The following is a 22,211-nucleotide window of genomic DNA, read 5'->3' as shown; positions in this document are numbered from 1 at the left end:
AGGTAAGGCAAACGTGGCGTGATCGACTCGATGCCGTGAAGGTCCCCTTGCCTACCCTCAAGGAAGCGAAGGAGGCCTTCACTACTTGGCGACCTACGTGAGGCCTCCCTCACGAGAGGGGGGCCTGTCCGCGAAGGACAGTTTTCGGGGACTCGGCGTCCGGTTGATGCCTGAATGCACGTTCCTGAACGGGGTCGTGAGTGGCAAAGAGCGTTCTAACGTTCCTTGCCACTCACGACCACCCCGTGAAACCGCACAAACAGCCCAAGTCGCACACTTGTCTTCAGAAGAGTGCCTCTCGGAGCCACGGCCCGGCTTCCGCCAGCCAGTCCGGACGCTCGCCGGGGCACGACATCTTTGCCTTACCCCTCAATAGAGGACTAAACGCGGGGGCGTGACACCGGGCACTGGCCGCCGGTTTGGGGCAGACTCCTGTCATGCGGGTCACAGTGCTGGGTGCGTCGGGGCGGACGGGGATTCACGTGGTCCGGCTGCTGCGGGGGCGGGGACATCAGGTGCGGGCGGGGCTGCGCAGCCGTCGCCGGGCCGAGGAGGTCGCCGGTCTCGGCGCCGAAACCGTGGTCGCGGACGTCACCGCCGACGCGGACGACCTCGTCGAGGCGCTCGCCGGTTCCGAGGTCGTGATCAGCGCGATCGGCGCGCCCGATCCGGATCCGGCGTCGGTGAACCTCGTCGACCGCGACGGCGTGATCACCGCGATCCGCGCCGCGGAGAAGGCGGGTGTCTCGCGGTTCGTGCAGCTTTCCGCGCAGTTCGCGGATTCGCCGGATCAGGGCGACCGCCTGGTGCGCTCGATCCTGATGGCGAAGCAGATCTCCGACAGCGTCCTCCGCCGTTCCAGCCTGAACTGGACGATCGTCCGGCCCGGCACGCTCACCGACGATCCGCCCACCGGGCACGTCAAGGTCGCCGGTCACCTCGAACCCGGCCGCGTCTGCCGCGCCGACGTCGCCGCCGTCATGGTCGGCACGTTGGAGGAACCCCTCACCGAGAACCAGGGTTTCGACGTCATCGGCGGCGAGATCCCGATCCCGTCGGCACTGTCCTCGTTCAGCTGAGCGCTTTCTTCCGCTCCCGCGAAGCCCGCAGATTCGCGACGTTCCCGCAGGTACGGACGTCGTGCCAGACGCCGCTGTTGTTGCGCGAGACGTCGTAGAACGCCGACCGGCAGCCGTCGAGCCGGCACAGTTTCAGCCGCGGCCAGATCCCGGCCTGCTGCGCGAGCATCGTCTCCGTCCACAGCGCCGACGTGAGCCACTGCCGTCCGGTGCCGGACGGGAGCAGCCGGACGACGCCGTCGCGCAGGACCAGATCCGCCTTGATCGGCTTCTCGGCAGCCGTGTCCTCGCCGTCCACCAGCGAAACGAACGACTCCCGCAGGTCGCGAAGCGCACGAAGGTCCCCTGAGGTCAGCGTGATGTCGGGCACTTCGGCGTCCCGTGCACGCGACCATTCCGCCAGCGCTTCGCCCGCCCAAGGCCGCGCCAGATCCGCATCGCTCAGCAGGTCCAGGCCATAGGTCTTGATCGCCTTGGTGTTGAGGAAGTCCTGAACGAGCGCCAGTCCCGAGGGGGCGGCGCGCAACCGGTACCGGTCCGTCGCGGTCCATGACATAGGTCAAGCGTACTTGACTCTGTCGTCCTCCGTCTCCATCCTGAATGACAGAGGCAAAAGCCGAACACTTCTGTCAAAGGAGCAAGTCATGACCTCCATTGAAGGCGCCGTAGTCCTGGTCACCGGCGGGCAGCGCGGGCTCGGCAAGGCGTTCGTCGCCGAACTGCTCGACCGCGGCGCCGCCAAGGTCTACGCCACGGCCAGGGTGCCGCGCGAGGAGACCGATCCGCGGATCGTCCCGCTCCCGCTCGACGTCACCGACCCCGACTCCGTCCGTGCGCTGGCCGGGAAGGCGAGCGACGCCACGATCGTCTTCAACAACGCCGGAGCCCTCGGACTCGGTTCGCTGCTCAAGGAGGACGTCGACGCGCACCGCCCCGTCTTCGAGACGAACGTCTTCGGCCCGCTCCGCGTCGCGCAAGCGTTTGCGCCGCAGCTCAAGGACGGTGGCGCGCTGGTCAACGTCCACTCGGTCCTGTCGTGGGCGGCGGGCTCGGGTTCCTATGGCGCGTCGAAGGCGGCGTTCTGGTCCATCACCAACTCGCTCCGCATCGAGTTCGCCGAGCAGGGCACGCAGGTCGTCGGCGTTCACCTCGGCTACACCGACACCGACATGACGCAGGGGCTCGAAGTCCCCAAGAACGACCCGCGTGACGTCGCGCGGCAGGTCGTCGACGGGCTGGAGAAGGGTGAGACCGAGGTGCTCGCCGACGACCTCACCCGTCAGGTCAAGGCCGCACTGTCCGGTCCGGTCGAGCATCTCGGCACGAGCCGGATCAGCGCGTGAAAAATCGGTGGCGGACGGTCTCCGGGCCGAGGTAGTTTCGCCGCCATGTGCGCAACCGCAATGACCAGGACCCGCCGCGTCTAGCGGCGGCTCCTACGTCCATCGCAAGGAACCGCTGCCCGAGCGAGTCGTCGCCGGGTCTGCTTCAGGCTGCCCGGCTCCCCTCGAAGCCGCGGAGATCCCTTGCGCACACAGCGTCCTGGCCGTCACGAACTCGGCCAGAACTTCCTCGTCGACCGAATGGTCATCGAAACCATCGTGAAGCTCGTCGACGGCACCGGTGGGCCGATCGTGGAGATCGGCGCCGGTGACGGCGCGCTGACCCTTCCGCTGCAGCGGCTGGGCAGACGCCTGACAGCCATCGAGCTCGACGATCGCCGCGCCGCACGGCTGGCGCGCCGGGTCGAGCCGCCGACGGAGATCGTCACCGCCGACTTCCTGCGCCACCCTCTTCCGGTGACGCCGTACGTGCTGGTCGGAAATCTGCCGTTCCATCTGACCACCGCGATGCTGCGACGTGTCCTGCATGCTCCCAACTGGACCGAAGCGGTGCTGCTCGTGCAATGGGAGGTGGCGCGCCGTCGGGCGGGCGTCGGCGGCGCGACCATGATGACCGCGCAGTGGTGGCCGTGGTTCGATTTCCGGCTGGTCAGCAGGGTTCCGGCGTCGTCGTTCCGGCCGATGCCCGGTGTGGACGGCGGACTGCTGACCATGGTCCGGCGGCCGGCATCACTTGTCGGGGACGCGGACCGCGAGCGCTACCAGGACTTCGTGCGGCGGGTGTTCACCGGTCGCGGCCGTGGTGTCGCCGAGATCCTCGCCACGGCCGGACTGCGAAATGCCGGCCGGTGGCTCCGGGCGGAGGGGATCGCGCCGACCGCCTTGCCCAAGCACCTCACCGCACGCCAGTGGGCTGAGGCGTTTCGGCTTCGGCGAGGAATTCCGGCTCGCGGGCCCGGCGTTTCGTCGAACCGAACAGCACCCCGCCGATGACGACGGCCGCCGCGACGACTTCGAGCAGCGACGGCCGTTCGTCGAGGACGAGGAACGCCATCGACAGCCCGACCACCGGCACCAGCAGGGAGAACGGCGCGACCACGCCCGCCGGGTTGCGGCGCATCAGCGAGGTCCAGATCCCGGAGCCGACGATCGTGCCGAACAGCACGACGTAGGCCAGGCCGCCGAGCCCGATCAGCCCGGTCGGCGTGCCCAGCGTGCTCAGCGAGCGGCCGATCTCCGCCGGGCCCTCCATGACCAGCGACAGCGCGAACATCGGCAGCGGCGGCACCACCGACATCCAGAGGACGAAATTCAGCGGGTTGTCCGGTGCCGCCTGCCGCGTGCTCAGGTTGCCGAACGCCCAGCTCAGCGCGCCGAGCAGGGTCAGGATCACCGGCAGCAGGGCGGCGTTGCCCGCCTGCTGCCAGGCGATCGTCGCCATCCCGGCGACGGCCAGCAGGATGCCGGCGAGCTGTCGTCCGGACACTCGTTCCCGCAGGAAGACGGCGCCGAGCAGGACGGTGAACGGCGCCGACGCCTGCAGCACCAAGGACGCGAGACCGGTCGGCATGCCGGTGTCCATCGCGATGAAGAGGAAGGCGAACTGCCCGGTGCCGAAGCCGAGCCCGTAGCCGAGCAGGTGGCGGATCTTCACCTTCGGCCACGGCACGAACAGGATGGTCGGGATCGCGATCACCGCGAAGCGCAGACCGCCGGCGAAGACGGGCGGGAACTGCCCGAGGGTGGCGTGGATGGCGAGGAAGTTGCAGCCCCAGAGGACGGCGACGAGCAGGGCGAGAAAACGGTCGCGGGCGGGCATGTCTTCACTCTTACGGGTGCATATCGTGAAGGACAAGCGATAATATTTTCAGTGACCATTCAGCTTGACTTCACAGTAGGTGGCGCATGGACATCGGCCGGTTGCGGACCCTGCGGGAGTTCGCCGACCGCGGCAGCGTGACGGCGGCCGCGAAGGCCCTGCACTGCACGCCGTCCGCGGTCTCCCAGCAGCTGCGAGCCCTGCAGGGCGACGTCGGGCTCGCGCTGACGGAACCGGCCGGCCGGGGGCTCCGGCTGACCGACGCGGGCCGCGCGCTGGTCGCCCGCGCCGACGACGTGCTCGCGGCGCTCGACCGCGCGGAGTCCGAATTGGACACTTACCGCAGTGCCCCGCGCGGCCGGGTCCGGATGGCGATCTTCCAGTCGGCCGGGCTGATGCTGCTGCCCGGACTGCTGCACCGCACGGCGGGGTTCGAAGGCCTGGACGTCATCGTGCGCGACGTCGACATGACCCCGCCGGAGGTCCCGGGACTCGTCGCGGATTACGACATCGTGGTGGCGCACCGGGACGAGCACGCGCCGTCGCTCGGCTCGGAACGGCTGGAGACGCGGCATCTGCTGCGCGAACCGCTCGACGTCGCGCTCCCCGCGGGGCACCGGCTCGCGAAAAGGCGGCGCATCGAACTCTCGGAACTGGCCGACGAACGCTGGATCAGCGTCAACGCCGGGTTCCCGGTCGACGACATCCTCCAGTCGCTGATCATCCGCACCGGCGTACGGCCGCAGGTCGTCCAGCGCATCAACGATTTCCGGATCACCGAACGACTCGTCGCCGCCGGGCACGGGATCGCGCTGCTGCCCCGGTACACCATGGACACCCGGCGGGGCAGCGGGCTGGTCTGCCGCCCGCTGGCCGGGATCAAGGCGGCGCGGCATGTCGAAGCCGTCTGCCGGCTCGGCGCGTCCTCCCGGCCGGCGGTGGCGAAGGTGCTCGACGCGCTCGCGGACGAGGTCGCGGCGCTCACGGGCGAGCGTGACTCTTCAAGTGATCCAGCGCGATCTTGAGCGCGTCGGCGATCGGCGTGATGTCGTGCCGCAGGTGGGCCATCAGGAGGCCGCCCTGGACGCAGGTCATCGCGGCCTGCGCGAGCCGGGCCGGATCCGCGTCCTCGGCGAGTTTTCCCTTTTCCTGCAAGGACTTCAAGCCCTTTTCGAGATGTGACTCCCATTCGCGGTACGCGTTGTCGAGCAGCGGCGCGATCTTCGGATCGTCCCCGAGTTCGCCGGCGAGGTTGCCGAGCGGGCAGGCGATCGGCCCCTTCGGCGTGCTCTGGATGGCCAGGATCTCCCGCGTCCACTGCTCGAAGTCGGCCCAGTCGTTCAGCGCGAAGATGGTCGGCTGGTTGCCGAGGATGTTCTCGAGGAAGCGGACGATCACCGCCTCGACGAGCTGATCCTTGTTCTTGAAGTAGTGGTACATCTGCGATTTCCCGGCCCCGCTCGCCGCGAGCACCTTGTCGACGCTCGTCCCGGCGACGCCGTTGACGTACATCAGTTCCGCCGCCGCGTCGATGATCGCGTCCCGCGTCATCCGCCCGCGCGGGGTCTTCGCCGCCGGTTGACCGTCCATGTACCGAATAGTACAGTCGGCTTCACTGTACCGATCAGTACAATCCAAGGAGCTGATGATGGGGGATCTCAACACCGACCTCGCCGAGCTGCGGGGCAACGTCGCGAGCCACGTCCCGGCCGAGATCGCGGAGGTGCTCAAGGCCGACCGCGAGCGGTTCGTCGGGGTCGTCGCCGAGGCGGCGGCGAAACCGGGTTCGGCGATGCCGGACTTCACGCTGCCGGACGCGACGGGGGCGCGGGTGTCACTCGGCGAACTGGTCGCGGACGGACCCGCCGTCCTGGTGTTCTATCGCGGCGCGTGGTGCCCGTACTGCAACCTGGCGCTGCGCACGTATCAGCAGGAAGTGTTGCCGGAACTGGAAAACCTGGGGGCGCGGCTGGTCGCGGTCAGCCCGCAGCTTCCGGACGACTCACTGTCCACAAAGGATCTCGAGTTCACCGTGCTGTCCGATGTGGGCAACGAACTCGGGCGGGCGCTGGGCATCACGTTCCGGCTGGATCCGGCGACGAAGCCGGCCTTCGACACGCTCATCGGCGACGTCGAGAAGCTCAACGGCGCGGCGGAATGGGAACTGCCGTATCCGACCGTCCTGGTGGTGGACCGCGAACGCGTCATCCGCTTCATCGACGTCCACCCGGACTACACCACCCGCACCGACCCGGCCGACGTCCTGGCCGCGGTGAAAGCCCTCTGAAGCCTCGTGAGTGGTAATGACGGTTAGAACCGTCATTACCACTCACGAGACAGGATGCCTACCGGTTGGCCCGGTTCACGGCCGAGACGACGGCCCGCAGCGAGGCGGTCACGATCGACGGGTCGATCCCGATGCCCCAGTACACGCGGTCGGAGATCGCGCACTCGATGTACGACGCCGCCCGCGCGTCGTCGCCCGGCGAGAGCGTGTGCTCGCTGTAGTCCAGCAGCCGCAGGTCGAACCCGACCGTCGACAGCGCGTCGAAGAACGCCGCGATCGGGCCGTTCCCGCGCCCGGTGACCTCGTGCTCGTCCCCTTCGACGCGCACGGTGGCGGTGATGTCGTACTCACCGTCGCCGTTGTCCCTGACGTGCTGGCGCACCAGCTCCAGTGGCGTCTTCAGCTCCAGGTACTCGGCCGAGAACGCGTTCCACATGGTGGCCGGGTCGACCTCGCCGCCCTCGGTGTCGGTGTGGCGCTGGACGACCTTCGAGAACTCGATCTGCAGCCGCCGCGGCAGGTCGAGCTGGTGCTCGGCCTTCATGATGTAGGCGACACCGCCCTTGCCGGACTGCGAGTTCACCCGGATCACGGCCTCGTAGTTGCGGCCGATGTCCTTCGGGTCGATCGGCAGGTACGGGACCTCCCACGGGTGCTCGTCGACCGGCGTGCCCGCCTTGTCGGCGGCGGCCTTCAGCGCGTCGAGGCCCTTGTTGATCGCGTCCTGGTGGCTGCCGGAGAACGCGGTGAACACCAGGTCACCGGCCCACGGGCTGCGTTCGTGCACCGGCAGCTGGTTGCAGTACTCGACGGTCCGCTTGATCTCGTCCATGTCGGAGAAGTCGATCTGCGGGTCGACGCCCTGGCTGTAGAGGTTCATGCCCAGCGCGACCAGGTCGACGTTGCCGGTGCGCTCGCCGTTGCCGAACAGACAGCCTTCGATCCGGTCCGCACCGGCCTGGAAGCCCAGTTCGGCGGCGGCGATGCCGGTGCCGCGGTCGTTGTGCGGGTGCAGCGACAGGATCACCGAATCGCGGCGGTCCAGGTTGCGGTGCATCCATTCGATCGAGTCGGCGTAGACGTTCGGCGACGCCATCTCGACGGTGGCGGGCAGGTTCAGGATGACCGGCTTCTCGGGCGTCGGCTGCCAGATCCCGGTGATCGTGTTGCAGACCTCGAGCGCGTAGGACAGCTCGGTGCCGGTGTAGGACTCAGGCGAGTACTGGAAGCGGAAGTCGGTGTCCGGCTGCTTCGCCGCGTAGTCGACGACCAGCTCGGCGGCCTGCGAAGCGATCTTCGTGATGCCGATGCGCTCCTCGCGGAACACCACGCGGCGCTGCAGGATCGACGTCGAGTTGTAGATGTGGACGATCGCGCGCGGAGCCCCTTCGAGTGCCTTGAAGGTGCGCTCGATCAGCTCGGGACGGCACTGGGTCAGCACCTGGATGCTGACGTCGTCCGGGATGGCGCCTTCGTCGATGATCTCGCGGACGAAGTCGAAGTCGGTCTGCGACGCCGCCGGGAAGCCGACCTCGATCTCCTTGTAGCCCATGCGGACCAGCAGATCGAAGAACTTGCGCTTACGCGCGGGCGACATCGGGTCGATCAGGGCCTGGTTGCCGTCACGCAGGTCGACCGCGCACCACAGCGGGGCCGTGTCGATGCGCTTGTCCGGCCAGGTGCGGTCGGGCAGGTCGATGTCCTCGACCAGCTGGTACCAGGGGCGATAGCGATGTACGGGCATCGAAGTGCCGCGCTGGGTGTTCCACGAAGCCTGCTCGGAAGGGGCCGGGCGCGTGGGCTTACGGATGCTCATGAGGGGACGGTTCTCCTGAAGAATCGGGTGCGACGACCGGCACCACGAAGCCCCGCGACGGGGAGCCGGTCCGATCAGGCCCCGTCGCGGCAGCGAAGCAGGAGAGCTCGAGCCACGACGCCACCTTAACCGCGAGATCTCCCGAAAGGAAACCCGGGCCGCGATCGAACCGTGACCAGAGCGGCGCCCAATCGGGTTACTCGCGGGTAGCAATCGGACCAGGCGTCGTGCCACACTGCCCCGCATGGGCGAGCACGCTGAAGAGAAGGAAACCGCAGATCAGACGACCAGGCGCAAGGTCGACTGGCGCGCGGGCGGCGGTCGCGCGGCCGGCGTGCTGGCCGGTGTCGTGCGCTGGATCGGGCTGATCTTCGCGGCGATCCTGGTGCTGCACATCGTCTTCGTGATCGGTGAGGCGAACCCCGACAACGGCATCGTGTCGTTCGTGCGCGGCTGGGCCGACGGGCTGCTGCTGGGCTTCAAGGACCTGTTCATGCCCGCCGACGCCAAGCTCCGCGTGCTGATCAACTACGGCATCGCCGCGGTCTTCTGGATGGTCGTCTCGGGCATCCTTGCGAAGATCATCCGACGCGTGGGCGGTTCCGCCTAGGACACCGACCAGTACGCGACTCGGCCTCGGGAGCACTACGCTCGGACTATGCGCCTCCCCGACCGTTTCGAGGCGGCTTACGAGATCGTCGCCGTGGGATCTTCGGCGGGCGGAGTCAAGGCACTCATCGAGGTGCTCGGTGCCTTGCCCGTCGATTTCCCTGTGCCGCTTGTCCTCGTCCAGCATCTCGACCCCCGGCACGAAACGCTGCTCGGCGACATTCTCGACCGCCGATCAAAACTACGCATCAAACTGGCGGAGACCGGTGACGTCATCAGGCCCGGCGTGGCCTACGTCGCACCGCCGAATCGTCACCTGCTGGTGAAGCCGGGCGGCATCCTCAGCCTGTCGACGGCCGAACAGGTGAAGTTCGTCCGGCCATCGGTCGATCTGCTCTTCGAATCCGTCGCCTCGGCCTACGGCCCCGCGGCACTCGCCTGCGTCCTCACCGGAACGGGCTCCGACGGCGCGACGGGGGCCGGTGCGGTCAAGGCGAGAGGCGGTACCGTTGTCGCCGAGGATCCGGAGACCGCCGAGTTCAAGGGCATGCCCGAAGCCGTTGTCAAGGCCGTGCCGGTCGACCTGGTGCTGCCACTGGGCGAAATCGCCAGTGCGCTCGTCGGCCTGGTCAACGGAACGAGGACGGGATGACCGCGCCGGACGGCGAAATCGAAGACGGCAGAGACCTCGAAATCCTGCTGGCGTTCATCAGGGACTCCCGCGGTTTCGACTTCACCGGCTACAAGCGGACTTCGCTGGCCCGCCGGATCCAGAAGCGGATGCAGACGGTGAAGATCACCGGGTACCGCGAGTACCGGGACTTCCTGGAGATCAACGCCGACGAATTCCAGGAACTGTTCAACACCATCCTGATCAACGTCACCAGTTTCCTCCGTGACGCCGAGGCCTGGAGTTACCTGCAGAAGACGGTCGTCCCCGAAATCGTCGCGAGGGTCGATGACGACGAGGAGATCCGCATCTGGAGCGCCGGCTGTTCGAGCGGTGAGGAGGCGTACTCTCTCGCGATCATCTTCGCGGAACACCTCGGCATCGAAGAAAGCACCAGGCGGGTCAAGATCTACGGCACCGACGTCGACGAAGAAGCCCTACGTGAGGCGAGGACAGGGCTGTACCCGGCGAAGTCGATGGAACGGCTTCCCGGCGAGCTGAAGAAGAAGTACTTCGAGCCGACCGGCAACCTGTTCGCCTTCCGGCGTGATCTCCGCCGCCGGGTGATCTTCGGCAGGCACGACATCACGCGCGACGCCCCCATTTCCCGCGTCGATCTGCTCGCCTGCCGCAACACCCTGATGTACTTCAACGTCGAAGCGCAGGCGAAGATCATCGAGCGCTTCCATTTCGCGCTCAACGAAGGCGGCTATCTGTTCCTCGGCAAGGCCGAAATGCTGCTCTCCGACGGTATCCGGTTCGACGTCGCCGACATCCGGAACCGGGTGTTCAAGGTGCGAGCGGGCGGGGTGGCGGTGAAGCCCGGACGGTTCGACGCCCGCGCGGGGATGGGCACGCGGGAGGTCAACCGGCGGCGGCTCGTGAGTGAACTCGCGTTGGCGTCCTCGGCCGATTCCGTGCTGGGCCTCGACCGGGAGGGCAAGGTCGCGTTGATCAACGGATCGGCGAAACTGCAGTTCGGGCTCACCGCACAGGACGTCGGCAGGCCGTTCCACGATCTGGAGATCTCCTATCGGCCGGTCGAACTCCGCGCGGTGATCGACCAGGCTCACAGCGAGCGTCACGCCAGACGGCTCGATTCCGTGCGACGGCAGCGGGATTCCGGTGATACACAGTACTTCGACGTCATCGTCCGGCCCTTGATCACCATCGAGGGCGAGGACATCGGCGCGGCGATCACCTTCATCGACACCACGGAGGCCATCAGGCTTCAGCATGAAGTGAAACGCGTGCAGGAAGACCTGTCGACGGCCTACGCGGAACTTCAGTCCACCAACGCGGAACTCGAGACGGTCAACGAGGAACTTCAGTCGAGCATCGAGGAACTGGAGACGACGAACGAGGAACTTCAGTCCACGAACGAAGAGCTGGAGACCACCAACGAGGAACTGCAAGCGGGCAACGAAGAACTCGAGACGATGAACGAGGAGATGCGGACCCGCACCACGGAACTCGACGAGACGCGCATGTTCTTCGAAGGGGTGCTGTCCAGTGTCGAGGCGGGTGTGGTCGTCCTCGACGGCGATCTCCAGGTGCGAAGCTGGAACCGCGGCGCGGAAGAGCTGTGGGGCCTGCGTACCGGTGAGGTGTACCGGCAGGACTTCTTCGGACTCGACTTCGGTCTGCCGACCACCGAACTCCGTGACGTCGTCGATGCCTGCAATGAGACCGGGCACCGGGCGGCTCAGGTCGAGATCGACGCGATGGACCGGCGGGGAAGGCCGCTCGTCGCCTCGATCAGCTGTTCGCCGCTGCGGGGGCCGGGCGGCGGTGTCGTGCTGTTGATCGAGAAACGACTGCGCAGCTGAGACGCTCAGCGGCGACTCGTCCGTATCGCCTGCTTGGGGAGTGAGCTCACCAGATCGGCCGCGGTCATGTCGCGGCCGACGAGTTTCCCGGCGAGGTCGCCGATCCGCTGGTTGTGGCCGCGCGCGTAACGGCGCAGCATGATGAACGCCTCTTCCGGGGTGATCTCCAAGCGGGCGGACAGCAGGCCCTTGGCCTGCTCGATGATCACGCGGCTGGTGAGCGCACCTTGGAGCTGTTCGGAGGTGGTGGTCAGCCCGGCGATCGCCCGGTGGTTCAGCATGCCGATCGTCGCCGCGTCGGCGAGTGCGGTCGCGACCCGCACGTCCGCTTCCGGCAGGGGCGTGGTTTCCGTGGTCAGGATCGTCACCGCGCCGAGGACGTCCACGTGGCGGCTGAACGGGAACGCGTGCACGGAACGGAATCCGAGGGACAGGGCGGCGGGGGCGAGTCGCTCCCAGCGCGTGGTCGCCTGGTCGAGCGGAACGTCCACGATCGGCTCGCCGCTCTCACCGCATTCGATCCCGGGACCTTCCTCGGCGAAAAGACCGTCAAGTGGCGGTTCGCCGAGCCGATCGTCCGTGACCACCACGACCGGCCGGGCGGCGCGGTCGCCGGCGGCGCTCAGCCGTACCGACGACGACGCGATCAAGTGCGCGTAGCGATCCGCCACGCAGAGCCAATAATTCGTCGGGTCGAGGCCGGGCGCCAGGGTGTCGGCCAGCTCCAGCAAGGTGTCGGCGACCCATCTTTCTCGATTCAGCATCAGAATGCGGCCTTCCTGCGGCATGAGCTTCGGGGGGCGCTGGGCTGTCAACGGTAGTCCTCTGTCGGAGGACAGGACACCCGCTCAACCATTCGGGTCAGTTCGGTGAGCCCGATGCGGGCGTACGCTCAGCCCCATGTGGGACGGCACCGGTGGCCGGTACGACCCGTCGGCTCTGCGTGGACTGATCGAAACCGAGCGCGGACGCGCGGATCGCGCGGCGACCGTGGCGCTGCGGCATGAAAGTCTGCTGGGCACGGCCAGCGAAGCCATGCGGTCCTTTCACCTCCGGATGGCGGAACTCCACCGCGCGACCGAACGCAAGCACCGCGCCGCGGCCGACCTGCACGCGGGCTATCTCGACGCCGTCGGGTGCTGGGCCGATCGGGCAGAGGAGCCTGCCGGTGTACCGCCGGCCTTCATGGCGGCTGTCGCCGAGTCGTCCGGTCTCCGGAGTCTGGTGGTGACCTTGTTCGGCACCACCGAAAGCGACGCCGCGGTCGTGGTTTCCGACCCCCTCGCCGCCCGGGTGCATGACCTCGAAGACGTCCTGGGCGAAGGGCCGTCCCGTGGCAGGCCGTTGATCCCGGGTGTCTGCGAAGAGTACGAGCTGGTGCGCCGATGGCCCCAATTCGGTTCCGCCGCGCGGGAATTCGGCGTCCGCGCGGTGGTTTCGGCGCCGCTGGGCCTGGCGACGGCGATGCTCGGAACCCTCACCGCGTACCGGACCGAACCCGAACCGGACGCCGAAGTGGCGCGTTCCGTGGGGGCGGTCGCCGAAGCACTGACCGACACCGCGTTGAACCCGGCCGTGCGGCTCGACGGTGCCGACGGCCTTCCCGTGCACCCGTTGTTCGGCGACGTCGACCTCCGTGCCGTGGTGCACCGGGCGGTGGGGGTGGTGATGGCCACCCACGAGTGCTCGTCCTCGGACGCGCTCGCCCTGCTCCGCGGGCACGCCTTCGCCCGCGACGAAAGTGTCACCGAACTCGCGCTGGCCATCGTGACCAGGGGCTACCGGCTCACCTGACACCCAGGCGTTCGTAAGCCGCCACGGCGGCCTTCGGATCGTCGGCGTGGAACTTCACGACGCGCACCGACTCGGTCTTCCCGAGCGGCCGGGTCACCGTGACCGGTTCGCGTAGCTCGGCGACCAGGTTCGTCTCGTAGTAGTTGTCGTGGCTGAGCCACGTTTCGTCGCGAAAGGCCTTCGCCTTGAGCGGATCGTGGCTCTCCTTCGCATGTCGCAGCGCGGCCACGTTCTCCCTCGGTATCCGCACGTCGTAGAACGAGCTGTAGCGCACCCGCAGCTCACGCGAGGAGATCACGTGCGGCCGGACGACGGTGCCCGCGTAGATCCCGAAGATCAGCAGCACCGAGTAGATCCCGAGGGCGAGCAACAGCAGGTCGGCGATCAGGCCGAAGTCGATCAGCCAGAACAGGCCCGCTTCGACCAGGCTCACCACGGCGAAAACGATGAAGATCGCCTTGCCGCCTGCTCCGTACGGCACGGCGACCGCGTCGCCGTCGATCCCGTCCTGGCGGCGCCTCACATACAGCCAGAGACCGGCCAGCGTCCGTGCCTCGTTCCGGAAGTGACTGCGCAAAGCCCCCATATCCCCCAGGTTAGCGATCGAACTGGGTCAGGATCTTCAGCGCGTCGGCGGAGCCCGGATCCTTCGGCGTGTAGATCTCGAGCCGGTGATCGGGACTGTCCGGCTGGAGCCACACCTGGTAGTCGACGCTCACCGCGCCGACCGTGGGGTGCCGTAGATGCATGGCGCCGACGGTGCAATCGGCGACGTCGCCGGTCGCCCACAGTGCCGCGAAGTCGTCGCTGCGCATCGAAAGTTCGCCGATGAGCGCGGCCAGCCGGGCGTCGGTGGGGTAGCGGCCCGCGGTCAACCGCAGGTAGGCGACGTGGACCCGGGCGAGTTCGGCCCGGTTGCGGTACAGCTCGCGCACGAGCGGGTCGAGGAAGAACATCCTCGGCAGCGACGGCCGCCGGTCCGGATCCCGCGGCGCGTCGAACGCGACATGTCCGGCCATGAGCGCGTTCCCGGCGTGGTTCCACGCGAGCACCTCGCCACGCCGTCCGAAGACGAGCGCGGGCACGGCCTCGCCGAGGTTCTCCAGCAGCGTGAGGACGCGGGGGTGCGGGACTTCCGGACCCGGGTCGGTCATCGGGGGCAGGGCGGCCTGCCGGGCGAGGTTGTGCAGATGGCCGGTCTCGACGTCGTCGAGCCGTAGTGCCCTGGCGAGCGCGTCGAGGACCTGGCGTGAAGCGGTTTCCGCCAGCCCTTGTTCGAGCCGTGTGTAGTACCCGGCGCTCACTCCGGCGAGCTGGGCGAGTTCCTCCCGCCGAAGGCCGGGCACGCGACGCGAGGTGCCGTAGGTGCGCAAGCCGATCTCGTCGGGCGTCACCCGGTCGCGACGGCTTTTCAAGAAGACCCCGAGACTCTCCACGCTTTCGAGCTTAAGCACGCCGGGCCGTCCCGTGGGTGTACCTGTCAGGGGTACCCACGACACGGGGATGGTTGCGGGACAGGCGTTGGCACACCGTCGACGTCATGACACGAGAGAGCAAGCGGGCCTGGTTCGGCCTGCTGGTGATCCTTTGCCCGGTCCTCCTGGTCTCCATGGACGGGTCGATCCTGTTCCTCGCGATGCCCAGGATCAGCCAGGCGCTCGCCCCGACGGCCGATCAGCAGTTGTGGATCCTGGACGTCTACGGGTTCGCCGTCGGCTCGTTCCTGATCGCGTTCGGCGCCATCGGCGACCGCTACGGCCGGTTGAAACTGCTGATGACCGGCGCCACGGTGTTCGGCGTGGCGTCGGCGGGCGCGGCGTTCGCCCCCGGCCCGGAACTCCTGATCGCGTTCCGGGCGGTGATGGGACTGGCGGGCGCGACGCTGCTGCCGTCGGCACTGGCGGTGCTGAGCGAACTCTTCACCGATCCGAGGCGCCGCGCCCAGGCCATCGGCGTCTTCGCGGCCGCGTTCGCCGCCGGGTTCGCGATCGGTCCGATCGTCGGCGGCGCTTTGCTGGAACGGTTCTGGTGGGGTTCGGTCTTCCTGGTCAACCTGCCGGTCATCGCGGTCTTCCTGTTGCTCGCGCCGGTGCTGCTCCGGGAGGTCCGGGCAGGCGGGACCGGCCGGGTCGACGTGCCGAGCGTTGTCCTGTCCGCCTTCGGCCTGCTCCTCGCGATCTACGGCGTCAAGCACACCGCGGCGGAAGGCCCGTCCGTGGTCGCGGTGGCCGCGGGGATCGCCGGAGCGGTCCTGCTGGTGTGGTTCGCCCGGCGGCAACGGGCCCTCGACCACCCGCTGATCGACCTCTCCCTGTTCCGCGACCGGGTCTTCACTATCGCGATCGTCACCGGCCTGCTGCCGCTGATGGCGTGGTCGGCGGCCGCCTACCTGGCGGGGATCCACCTGCAGTCGGTGCTCGGCCTGTCCGTGTCGGACGCGGCGCTCCTGGCCCTGCCCGGGGCGGCGGCGCTGACGATCCTGTGCGTCGTCACCCCCGCGCTGGTCGATCGCGTGGGGAAGAGGACGGCGCTGATCCTCTGCCACTTCTCCGTCGCCGCCGGTCTGCCGCTGTTGCTCATGACCGGCGTCACTGGCGGGGCGGGCTGGTACGTCGCTTCGACGGTGGTCGCGGGTGTCGGCTACGGCATCTCGTTCAGCGTGGTGGCTGACACGGCCGTCGCAGCGGTTCCCGCGGAAAGGGCGGGAGCGGCGGGCGCGATCGCCGAAACCGCCAACGAGATCGGCAACGCGCTGGGGATCGCGCTCATGGGCTCGCTCGCCGCGCTGGTGTTCCGCCTGGCCGGACCGGATCTCGCGCCCACCCTCGACGGCACCCTCCAGCTGCCCGGAATCGCGTCCGCCGCCGCGGCTGACGCGAAGGAGGCCTTCGTCTCGGGCCTGCACACGGCCGTGGTGGTGCTGAGCCTGCTGCACCTCGCCTTGGGGGTGCTCGCCCTGCGCCTGCTCCCTCAGCCGGAGAAGGCGCTCGTGCCCCAGGTGTCCGAGTAGGCGAACTCCGCCAGCGGAAGGCGCTCCCTCGGCGCCTTCTCGCGCTCGATCCGCCAGTCCTCTTCGAGCACCGACGGGTCCGCCGGCGAACCGACGGCGATGGCGACCTTGGGCACGACGTCGTCCGGGAGCCCGAAGAGGTCCTTCGCCGCGTCGGCGGAGAAACCCGCCATCTGGTGCGCGATCAGCCCGAGGTCGACGGCCTGGAGCACGAGGTTCTCGCTCGCCAGCCCCAGTCCGTACTCGGCGTAGGGGACGTCGCCCTTCTCGTTCGTGGTCACCATCACGCCGATCAGCAGGAGCCCGGCGCGGTGCGCCCACGCGCGGTTGCCCGAGTTGAGCGTCGCGAGGATCCGGTCGAACGACGGCGTGCCCCGCAGGCCGACCAGGTAGCGGGCGGGTTGGGTGTTGCCGAACGACGGTGCCCATCTGGCCGCTTCGAGCAGCGCGCGGAGCTGCTCTTCGGTGACGACGGCTGACTCGTCGTAGGCGCGAGGACTCCATCTCGCCGCCAGGATCGGCGCGATCGGGGTACTGGTCTCGGCGGGCTTGTGCACGGCGGGACTCTAGCAAGGGGTGCTCTCCGTCACTAAAGCGAAAGCCCTCCGACTATTTCGTTGGTGTTAAGGAAGATTTACTTCGAGAAGTCCTCGAAGTGGTGGTCAGGACCACTTACGAGGGTGGCGGGCGTGCGCGTCCCCGGTAGGCTTTCGCCCAAATAAGGGACGCGGGGGCTCCTCGGTGCCCACCAGGAGCCGCCCGGCCCGTCGAGGAGGTTCGGGCGTGGCCCTCGTGGTCCAGAAGTACGGCGGTTCGTCGCTGGAAAGTGCCGACCGGATCAAACGCGTCGCGGAACGCATCGTCGCCACCAAGAAGGCCGGCAACGACGTCGTCGTCGTCTGCTCCGCCATGGGTGACACGACGGACGAGCTGCTCGACCTGGCTCAGCAGGTCAACCCCGCCCCGCCGGAGCGGGAGATGGACATGCTGCTCACCGCGGGTGAGCGCATCTCCAACTCGCTGGTCGCGATGGCGATTTCGGCGCAGGGTGCGGAGGCGTGGTCGTTCACCGGTTCGCAGGCCGGTGTGGTGACGACGTCGGTGCACGGCAACGCGCGGATCATCGACGTCAGCCCCAGCCGGGTCACCGAAGCCCTCGACCAGGGCTACATCGCGCTGGTGGCGGGTTTCCAGGGCGTGTCACAGGACACCAAGGACATCACCACGCTCGGCCGCGGCGGTTCGGACACCACCGCCGTCGCGCTGGCCGCGGCGCTGAACGCCGACGTCTGCGAGATCTACTCCGATGTGGACGGTGTGTACTCGGCCGACCCGCGGATCGTGCCGGACGCGAAGAAGCTCGAGACCATCCCGTACGAGGAGATGCTCGAACTCGCGGCCAGCGGCTCGAAGATCCTGCACCTGCGCTCGGTGGAGTACGCGCGCCGCTACGGCGTCCCGATCCGAGTCCGTTCTTCCTACAGTGACAAGCCGGGCACCACGGTGGCCGGTTCTATCGAGGAGATCCCCGTGGAACAAGCGTTGATCACCGGTGTGGCGCACGACCGCTCCGAAGCCAAGATCACGGTGACCGGCGTACCGGACCACGCCGGCGCCGCCGCCAGGATCTTCCGGGTGATCGCCGACAACGAGATCGACATCGACATGGTGCTGCAGAACGTGTCCAGCACGGTGTCCGGCCGGACCGACATCACCTTCACGCTGTCGAAGGCCAACGGGGCGAAGGCCGTGCAGTCGCTGGAGAAGATCAAGGACGAGATCGGCTTCGAGTCGGTCCTGTACGACGACCACGTCGGCAAGGTGTCGCTCGTCGGCGCGGGGATGCGCTCGCACCCCGGTGTCACGGCGACGTTCTGCGAGGCGCTCGCGCAGTCGGGCGTCAACATCGAAATCATCAACACCTCGGAGATCCGGATCTCGGTCCTGATCCGCGACGCGCAGCTGGACGACGCGGTGCGCGCGATCCACGAGGCATTCGAACTCGGCGGCGATGAAGAAGCCGTCGTCTACGCGGGGAGTGGTCGCTGATGGCCGAGGGATTGCGGGTAGGAGTCGTCGGGGCGACCGGTCAGGTCGGCGGCGTGATGCGCCGTCTGCTGGCCGAACGGGGTTTCCCGGTCGCGGAAATGCGCTACTTCGCTTCGGCGCGGTCCGCCGGTACGAAGCTTCCTTGGCAGGACCAGGAAATCGTCATCGAGGACGCGACGATCGCGGATCCGTCCGGTTTGGACATCGCGCTGTTCTCCGCCGGCGGCGCGACCTCCAAGGCGCAGGCCGAACGGTTCGCCGCGGCCGGTGCCACGGTGATCGACAACTCGTCGGCCTGGCGGATGGACCCGGACGTCCCGCTGGTCGTCAGCGAGGTCAACCCGGAGGCGATCAAGGAAGCGCGCAAGGGGATCATCGCGAACCCCAACTGCACCACGATGGCCGCGATGCCGGTGCTCAAGGTGCTGCACGCCGAAGCGGGGCTGGTACGGCTGATCGCCAGCACCTACCAGGCGGTGTCCGGCAGCGGCCTCGCCGGTGTCGAGGAGCTGGAAGGCCAGCTCGCCGCGTCGGTGGCGAACGCGGGCGCGCTGACCCACGACGGCTCGGCGGTGACCTTCCCCGAACCGAAGAAGTACGCGCGCCCCATCGCGCACAACGTCCTCCCGCTCGCCGGGTCCATTGTGGACGATGGCGAGTTCGAGACGGACGAGGAGAAGAAGTTCCGCAACGAGAGCCGCAAGATCCTGAGTATCCCGGAGCTGCTGGTCTCGTGCACCTGTGTGCGGGTGCCGGTGTTCGCCGGGCACTCGCTCTCGATCAACGCCGAGTTCTCGCAGCCGCTTTCGGTCGCCCGCGCGACCGAGCTGCTGACCGGGGCGCCCGGGGTGGAGCTGTCGGACATCCCGACCCCGCTGCAGGCCGCCGGTCAAGACCCGTCGTACGTCGGGCGGCTGCGGAACGACCCGGGTGTCGAGGGTGGCCGCGGCCTGGTGATGTTCGTGTCGAACGACAACCTGCGCAAGGGTGCGGCGCTGAACGCCGTCCAGATCGCCGAACTGGTCGCCGCGAACTCCTGACCTGAGCTGAAAGGGCCCTTCACCGCATGCGATGCGGTGAAGGGCCCTTTCGTCACGTCTGACGCGGGGAAAGGGCCCTTCGCGCGCACTCGCATTCAGAGGACGAAACGCGTCAGGGCTTCGTCGCCCCGAAGCAGGCCGCGTACCGCGTCGCCAGGAACTCGCCCCGCGCGTCCGGGCTGTAAGCCCACATCCCGCTGTCCGCCCGCGTCCCCAGGAACCGGAACTGCTCGACGGCCTCGTCGAAGCGCCCGTTCTCCACCAGCGCCTTCGCCGCGTACGCCCGGTCCGAACGCGTCGACGGGTGATCGCGCCCTTCACCGTCGAGCCAGGCCACGATCCCGTCGAGGGCGCCGGCGACCCGCGGATCCCGCCAAGCCGGCACGTCACGGAACTCGGATTCGTGCGCGGCGACCAGCAGCAGCGGCGCCAGCTTCGGCGACTTCGTCGCGGCGGTCTCGGCGAACTCCCACATCAGCTCGTCCGAGCCGAACCACTTCGGGCACCAGTACTGCAGCGCCCGCGAATGCGCCCCGCGGTGCTGCGGATCGCGCGCGACGAGTTCCGCCCAGACCTCGAGGTACTGGTCGTTCTCGTACTGCCGCCCCATCGCGATCGCGAGCGCGGTCACCCACGGCGTCGGGTCTTCGGGAGCGAGTTCGGCCGCCTCGCGCACGGCCTCTTCGGCCTGCTCCAGTACCCGGAAGAACGCGGCGAACTGCTCCTCGGTGACGTGCTTCGCCTGCAGTCCGCTGCGCACCTCCCACGCCACGTGCACCAACGATTCCGCGTTGACCAGTGCCGCGCCCGGGTCGCCGGGCCGGGCCTTCCGCCACGTCCGCAGCCAGGCGTCGTCCTGCGCGGCGGCCTCGCCGAGCGCGCCGTTCACCAGATTCCGGCGATCCCAGTTCCCCCAGGTCGACGCCAGCAGCGCGGCGGCACCCTCCCATTCACCACGCGCGGTCGACGCCTGGACGGCGAGGATCTCTTCGTTGGTCCAGTACTCCTCGGTCGACACCTCGTGGTCCGGCGGGAGGCCCCAGCGCGTGACGTCCGGGATCTTGCCCTTGAACTTGGGCTTCTCCGGCGGCAGCAGCGCGACGAGCTCTTCCGGCGTCATGGTGTCGGTGAGTTCGTCGACGCTGATGCCGCGCCGCTTCGCCTCCTTCATCAGGGCGAAGACGGCCTTGCGTTCACGGGATTTGAGCAACCAAAGCACTTTCGAAAACTCCTTAAGAACGAACAAGCGTGACGGACGGCCGGTAACCCGAGGTCACCCCGGCGGCCGTCAGCAGCGCACGCAGCGGCGCGGTGTCGGATTCGGCCGCGGTGGCCTTGTCGAGGGCGGACGGCAGCAGGTCTTCGAGCTGCCCGTCCAAGGTGAACGGCGCCGGTCCGGACCACGACAGCGTCCAGCGGGCCACCCCGACGTCGGCGAGGGCCGCGGAGACCACGACCTCCATCCGCCTGAGGACGGAGACGGCGGCGAACTCGCGGCGAGCACGGGCCCCGGCCCCGGCGGGCGGCTTCTCGTCCGGGTCGGCGAGTTCCTCGTGCCTGCCCGCGTCGAGCAGGTCCAGCGCCATGTCCAGGGTGCGTTCGCCCAGGACCTCGGCGGCCGCTTCGGCGGCGGCGTGACGACGACCGATGGCGACCAGGGACTGCCAGTCCGTCCGCCGCATCGCGTGGGCCTCGTCGGAGAAGACGGTGAACAGCGCTTCGTCGAGCATCTCTTCGGCGCCGGTCAGCAGCTCGGCCGCCGGGCGCTCACCACCGGGCCGGACGGGGACCCGCGGCCCGGCTTCGAGCGTCGCGACACGGTCGCGCGTGGCCGGATGCGTGTCGTACCGCGAGGTCTTCTCCTCCGACGGGTTCCGCCGCATCTCCTCCATCTGCTCCGCGCGGGTCGGGTCGGTGAGCAGCGCGCGGTAGCCCTCGCCGAACCGGTCCGGGAGGTAGCCGGCGTCCCAGCCGATCGCGGCGTAGTTGTTCATGAAGAACCGCCAGGTGACGGCCAGCGCTTCGATCTCACGCAGTGCCGAGGCCGCCGCTTCGGTGCCCGCGAGCCGTGCCGAGACGGCGTCGGCGGCGAGTTCCTGGGCGCGGCAGACGCTCATCGAGACGGCGAAGTACAGCTTCGCGTATTGCTTGAAGAGCCAGCCGACGAAGCGCTCGAAGTAGCCCTCGCGACCGAGGCCGTTGACCACCCGCGCGATGGACTTGCGCCCGCGATAGGTCAGCGCGGAGAACCGGGTGTCCTTGTTGCTGTAGTGCCCCAGCTCGTGCGCGAGGACCGCGCGGAACTGGTCCTGCCGCAGGCCCATGATCAGCGGGACACCGATGATCATCCGGCGGCGCAGTACCCGCAGCCCGAGCCACGACGTCCGCTCGGTGACCGCGGCGTTGACGTCCGGATCGAGGTAGATCTCGTCCGGCGGCCGTGTGCCGGCCTCGTCCGCCAGCTCCCGGACAAGCGCCCAGAGCGCGGGCTGGGATTCCGGCGTCACCGCGACGCCGGGTACCCCGTCACCGGTCGCCCGTTCGACCGTGAGCAGGGTCTTGAGCAGGATCCACCCGACCGGAACCGTGACGATGCCGAGCTTCACCGCCGTGAACACGTTGTGCCGCAGCGCCAGTACCTCGAGTGCCACGATCCCGCCGACGAACGCCAGTACGAGCAGCGGAAACGCGGCGAGCAGGACGGCAGCGAGCAGCCCGCGAAAAGACTTCACCGTGAAACGGACCTTCCCCAGAGTTGGTGTACCCCCGACACCGAGCGCTCATTGTGCCCGAAGCACCGGCGGGGACCGATCACTTTTCGAATACGATCGAAGACTTCGCGATGAACATCACCCCGCCCGGCGCG

At 68.4% G+C, this 22,211-nt stretch carries 22 protein-coding genes; 12 read left to right on the top strand and 10 right to left on the bottom strand.

Going from position 1 to position 22,211, the window contains the following annotated elements:
• Positions 1–437 precede the first annotated feature (437 nt).
• On the top strand, positions 438–1,079 hold the full coding sequence (locus tag L324_RS34820) for an SDR family oxidoreductase (RefSeq protein WP_037318682.1): 642 nt from the start codon (positions 438–440) through the stop codon (positions 1,077–1,079).
• Here the strand turns inward: L324_RS34820 and L324_RS34815 are convergent.
• Complete coding sequence (locus L324_RS34815) at positions 1,072–1,635, bottom strand: CGNR zinc finger domain-containing protein (RefSeq protein WP_037318680.1); 564 nt, start codon at positions 1,633–1,635, stop codon at positions 1,072–1,074. The two genes, L324_RS34820 and L324_RS34815, sit on opposite strands and share 8 nt — an antisense overlap.
• 88 nt (positions 1,636–1,723) lie before the next feature.
• Here L324_RS34815 and L324_RS34810 point away from each other — a divergent pair, with 88 nt between their 5' ends.
• Together L324_RS34810 and erm are read left to right on the top strand one after the other, a co-directional pair.
• Complete coding sequence (locus L324_RS34810; RefSeq protein WP_037318678.1) at positions 1,724–2,422, top strand: SDR family oxidoreductase; 699 nt, start codon at positions 1,724–1,726, stop codon at positions 2,420–2,422.
• Between the two features lie 183 nt (positions 2,423–2,605).
• Positions 2,606–3,415 carry a 23S ribosomal RNA methyltransferase Erm gene (erm, locus tag L324_RS34805; protein WP_037318676.1) on the top strand — a complete coding sequence of 270 codons (810 nt, stop codon included), beginning with the start codon at positions 2,606–2,608 and terminating at the stop codon, positions 3,413–3,415.
• Here the strand turns inward: erm and L324_RS34800 are convergent.
• Entirely contained in the window at positions 3,318–4,241 is a 924-nt protein-coding gene (locus L324_RS34800; protein WP_037318673.1) for an EamA family transporter, read from the bottom strand. The genes erm and L324_RS34800 overlap by 98 nt on opposite strands.
• Before the next feature lie 86 nt (positions 4,242–4,327).
• Between L324_RS34800 and L324_RS34795 the strand changes: the two genes are divergently transcribed.
• Complete coding sequence (locus L324_RS34795; protein ID WP_037318669.1) at positions 4,328–5,266, top strand: LysR family transcriptional regulator; 939 nt, start codon at positions 4,328–4,330, stop codon at positions 5,264–5,266.
• On the opposite strand, the gene L324_RS34790 is transcribed toward L324_RS34795, so the two are convergent.
• Complete coding sequence (locus L324_RS34790) at positions 5,223–5,831, bottom strand: TetR/AcrR family transcriptional regulator (protein ID WP_037318667.1); 609 nt, start codon at positions 5,829–5,831, stop codon at positions 5,223–5,225. The two genes, L324_RS34795 and L324_RS34790, sit on opposite strands and share 44 nt — an antisense overlap.
• A 58-nt stretch (positions 5,832–5,889) precedes the next feature.
• On the opposite strand from L324_RS34790, the gene L324_RS34785 reads away from it, so the two are divergent.
• Positions 5,890–6,528, top strand: a complete 639-nt coding sequence (locus L324_RS34785) for a peroxiredoxin-like family protein (protein ID WP_051174252.1) — start codon at positions 5,890–5,892, stop codon at positions 6,526–6,528.
• Positions 6,529–6,586: 58 nt separating this feature from the next.
• Here L324_RS34785 and leuA read toward each other — a convergent pair whose 3' ends face one another.
• On the bottom strand, positions 6,587–8,344 hold the full coding sequence (gene leuA, locus L324_RS34780; protein ID WP_037318665.1) for a 2-isopropylmalate synthase: 1,758 nt from the start codon (positions 8,342–8,344) through the stop codon (positions 6,587–6,589).
• Positions 8,345–8,588: 244 nt separating this feature from the next.
• Between leuA and L324_RS34775 the strand changes: the two genes are divergently transcribed.
• The 3 genes from L324_RS34775 to L324_RS34765 are packed head-to-tail and all read left to right on the top strand — an operon-like array spanning position 8,589 to position 11,452.
• A complete protein-coding gene (locus L324_RS34775) occupies positions 8,589–8,954 on the top strand; it encodes a hypothetical protein (protein WP_037318663.1) in 366 nt (121 codons plus the stop codon).
• A gap of 48 nt (positions 8,955–9,002) precedes the next feature.
• Positions 9,003–9,605: a chemotaxis protein CheB gene (locus tag L324_RS34770; RefSeq protein ID WP_037318660.1), complete on the top strand. Its 603-nt coding sequence runs from the start codon at positions 9,003–9,005 to the stop codon at positions 9,603–9,605.
• Entirely contained in the window at positions 9,602–11,452 is a 1,851-nt protein-coding gene (locus L324_RS34765; RefSeq protein ID WP_037318657.1) for a CheR family methyltransferase, read from the top strand. The genes L324_RS34770 and L324_RS34765 overlap by 4 nt, the downstream gene beginning before the upstream one ends.
• 5 nt (positions 11,453–11,457) lie before the next feature.
• On the opposite strand, the gene L324_RS34760 is transcribed toward L324_RS34765, so the two are convergent.
• The gene (locus L324_RS34760; RefSeq protein ID WP_037318975.1) at positions 11,458–12,216 is read right to left on the bottom strand and encodes a GAF and ANTAR domain-containing protein; all 759 of its coding nucleotides are present in this window, start codon (positions 12,214–12,216) and stop codon (positions 11,458–11,460) included.
• A 136-nt stretch (positions 12,217–12,352) separates the two neighbouring features.
• Here L324_RS34760 and L324_RS34755 point away from each other — a divergent pair, with 136 nt between their 5' ends.
• Positions 12,353–13,246, top strand: coding sequence for an ANTAR domain-containing protein (locus L324_RS34755; RefSeq protein ID WP_037318655.1), 894 nt, complete (start codon positions 12,353–12,355; stop codon positions 13,244–13,246).
• Here L324_RS34755 and L324_RS34750 read toward each other — a convergent pair.
• Positions 13,239–13,832, bottom strand: coding sequence for a hypothetical protein (locus tag L324_RS34750; RefSeq protein WP_235783727.1), 594 nt, complete (start codon positions 13,830–13,832; stop codon positions 13,239–13,241). The genes L324_RS34755 and L324_RS34750 overlap by 8 nt on opposite strands.
• Before the next feature lie 10 nt (positions 13,833–13,842).
• The gene (locus tag L324_RS34745) at positions 13,843–14,682 is read right to left on the bottom strand and encodes a helix-turn-helix transcriptional regulator (protein WP_037318653.1); all 840 of its coding nucleotides are present in this window, start codon (positions 14,680–14,682) and stop codon (positions 13,843–13,845) included.
• Positions 14,683–14,786: 104 nt separating this feature from the next.
• Here L324_RS34745 and L324_RS34740 point away from each other — a divergent pair, with 104 nt between their 5' ends.
• Entirely contained in the window at positions 14,787–16,256 is a 1,470-nt protein-coding gene (locus L324_RS34740; protein WP_037318971.1) for an MFS transporter, read from the top strand.
• Here the strand turns inward: L324_RS34740 and L324_RS34735 are convergent.
• Positions 16,217–16,813, bottom strand: coding sequence for a nitroreductase family protein (locus L324_RS34735; RefSeq protein WP_037318651.1), 597 nt, complete (start codon positions 16,811–16,813; stop codon positions 16,217–16,219). The two genes, L324_RS34740 and L324_RS34735, sit on opposite strands and share 40 nt — an antisense overlap.
• Before the next feature lie 226 nt (positions 16,814–17,039).
• Here L324_RS34735 and L324_RS34730 point away from each other — a divergent pair, with 226 nt between their 5' ends.
• Both L324_RS34730 and L324_RS34725 read left to right on the top strand, forming a co-directional pair.
• A complete protein-coding gene (locus tag L324_RS34730; RefSeq protein WP_037318649.1) occupies positions 17,040–18,305 on the top strand; it encodes an aspartate kinase in 1,266 nt (421 codons plus the stop codon).
• A complete protein-coding gene (locus L324_RS34725) occupies positions 18,305–19,345 on the top strand; it encodes an aspartate-semialdehyde dehydrogenase (protein WP_037318647.1) in 1,041 nt (346 codons plus the stop codon). The genes L324_RS34730 and L324_RS34725 overlap by 1 nt, the downstream gene beginning before the upstream one ends.
• A 112-nt stretch (positions 19,346–19,457) precedes the next feature.
• On the opposite strand, the gene L324_RS34720 is transcribed toward L324_RS34725, so the two are convergent.
• A complete protein-coding gene (locus L324_RS34720) occupies positions 19,458–20,564 on the bottom strand; it encodes a DUF4034 domain-containing protein (RefSeq protein ID WP_037318645.1) in 1,107 nt (368 codons plus the stop codon).
• 13 nt (positions 20,565–20,577) lie between these two features.
• Positions 20,578–22,077, bottom strand: coding sequence for a M48 family metallopeptidase (locus L324_RS34715; RefSeq protein ID WP_037318643.1), 1,500 nt, complete (start codon positions 22,075–22,077; stop codon positions 20,578–20,580).
• Positions 22,078–22,211 lie beyond the last annotated feature (134 nt).

This window comes from Amycolatopsis orientalis DSM 40040 = KCTC 9412, from assembly GCF_000478275.1.
Taxonomy (GTDB): domain Bacteria; phylum Actinomycetota; class Actinomycetes; order Mycobacteriales; family Pseudonocardiaceae; genus Amycolatopsis; species Amycolatopsis orientalis.
This window is presented reverse-complemented; position numbering and strand designations above follow the sequence as displayed.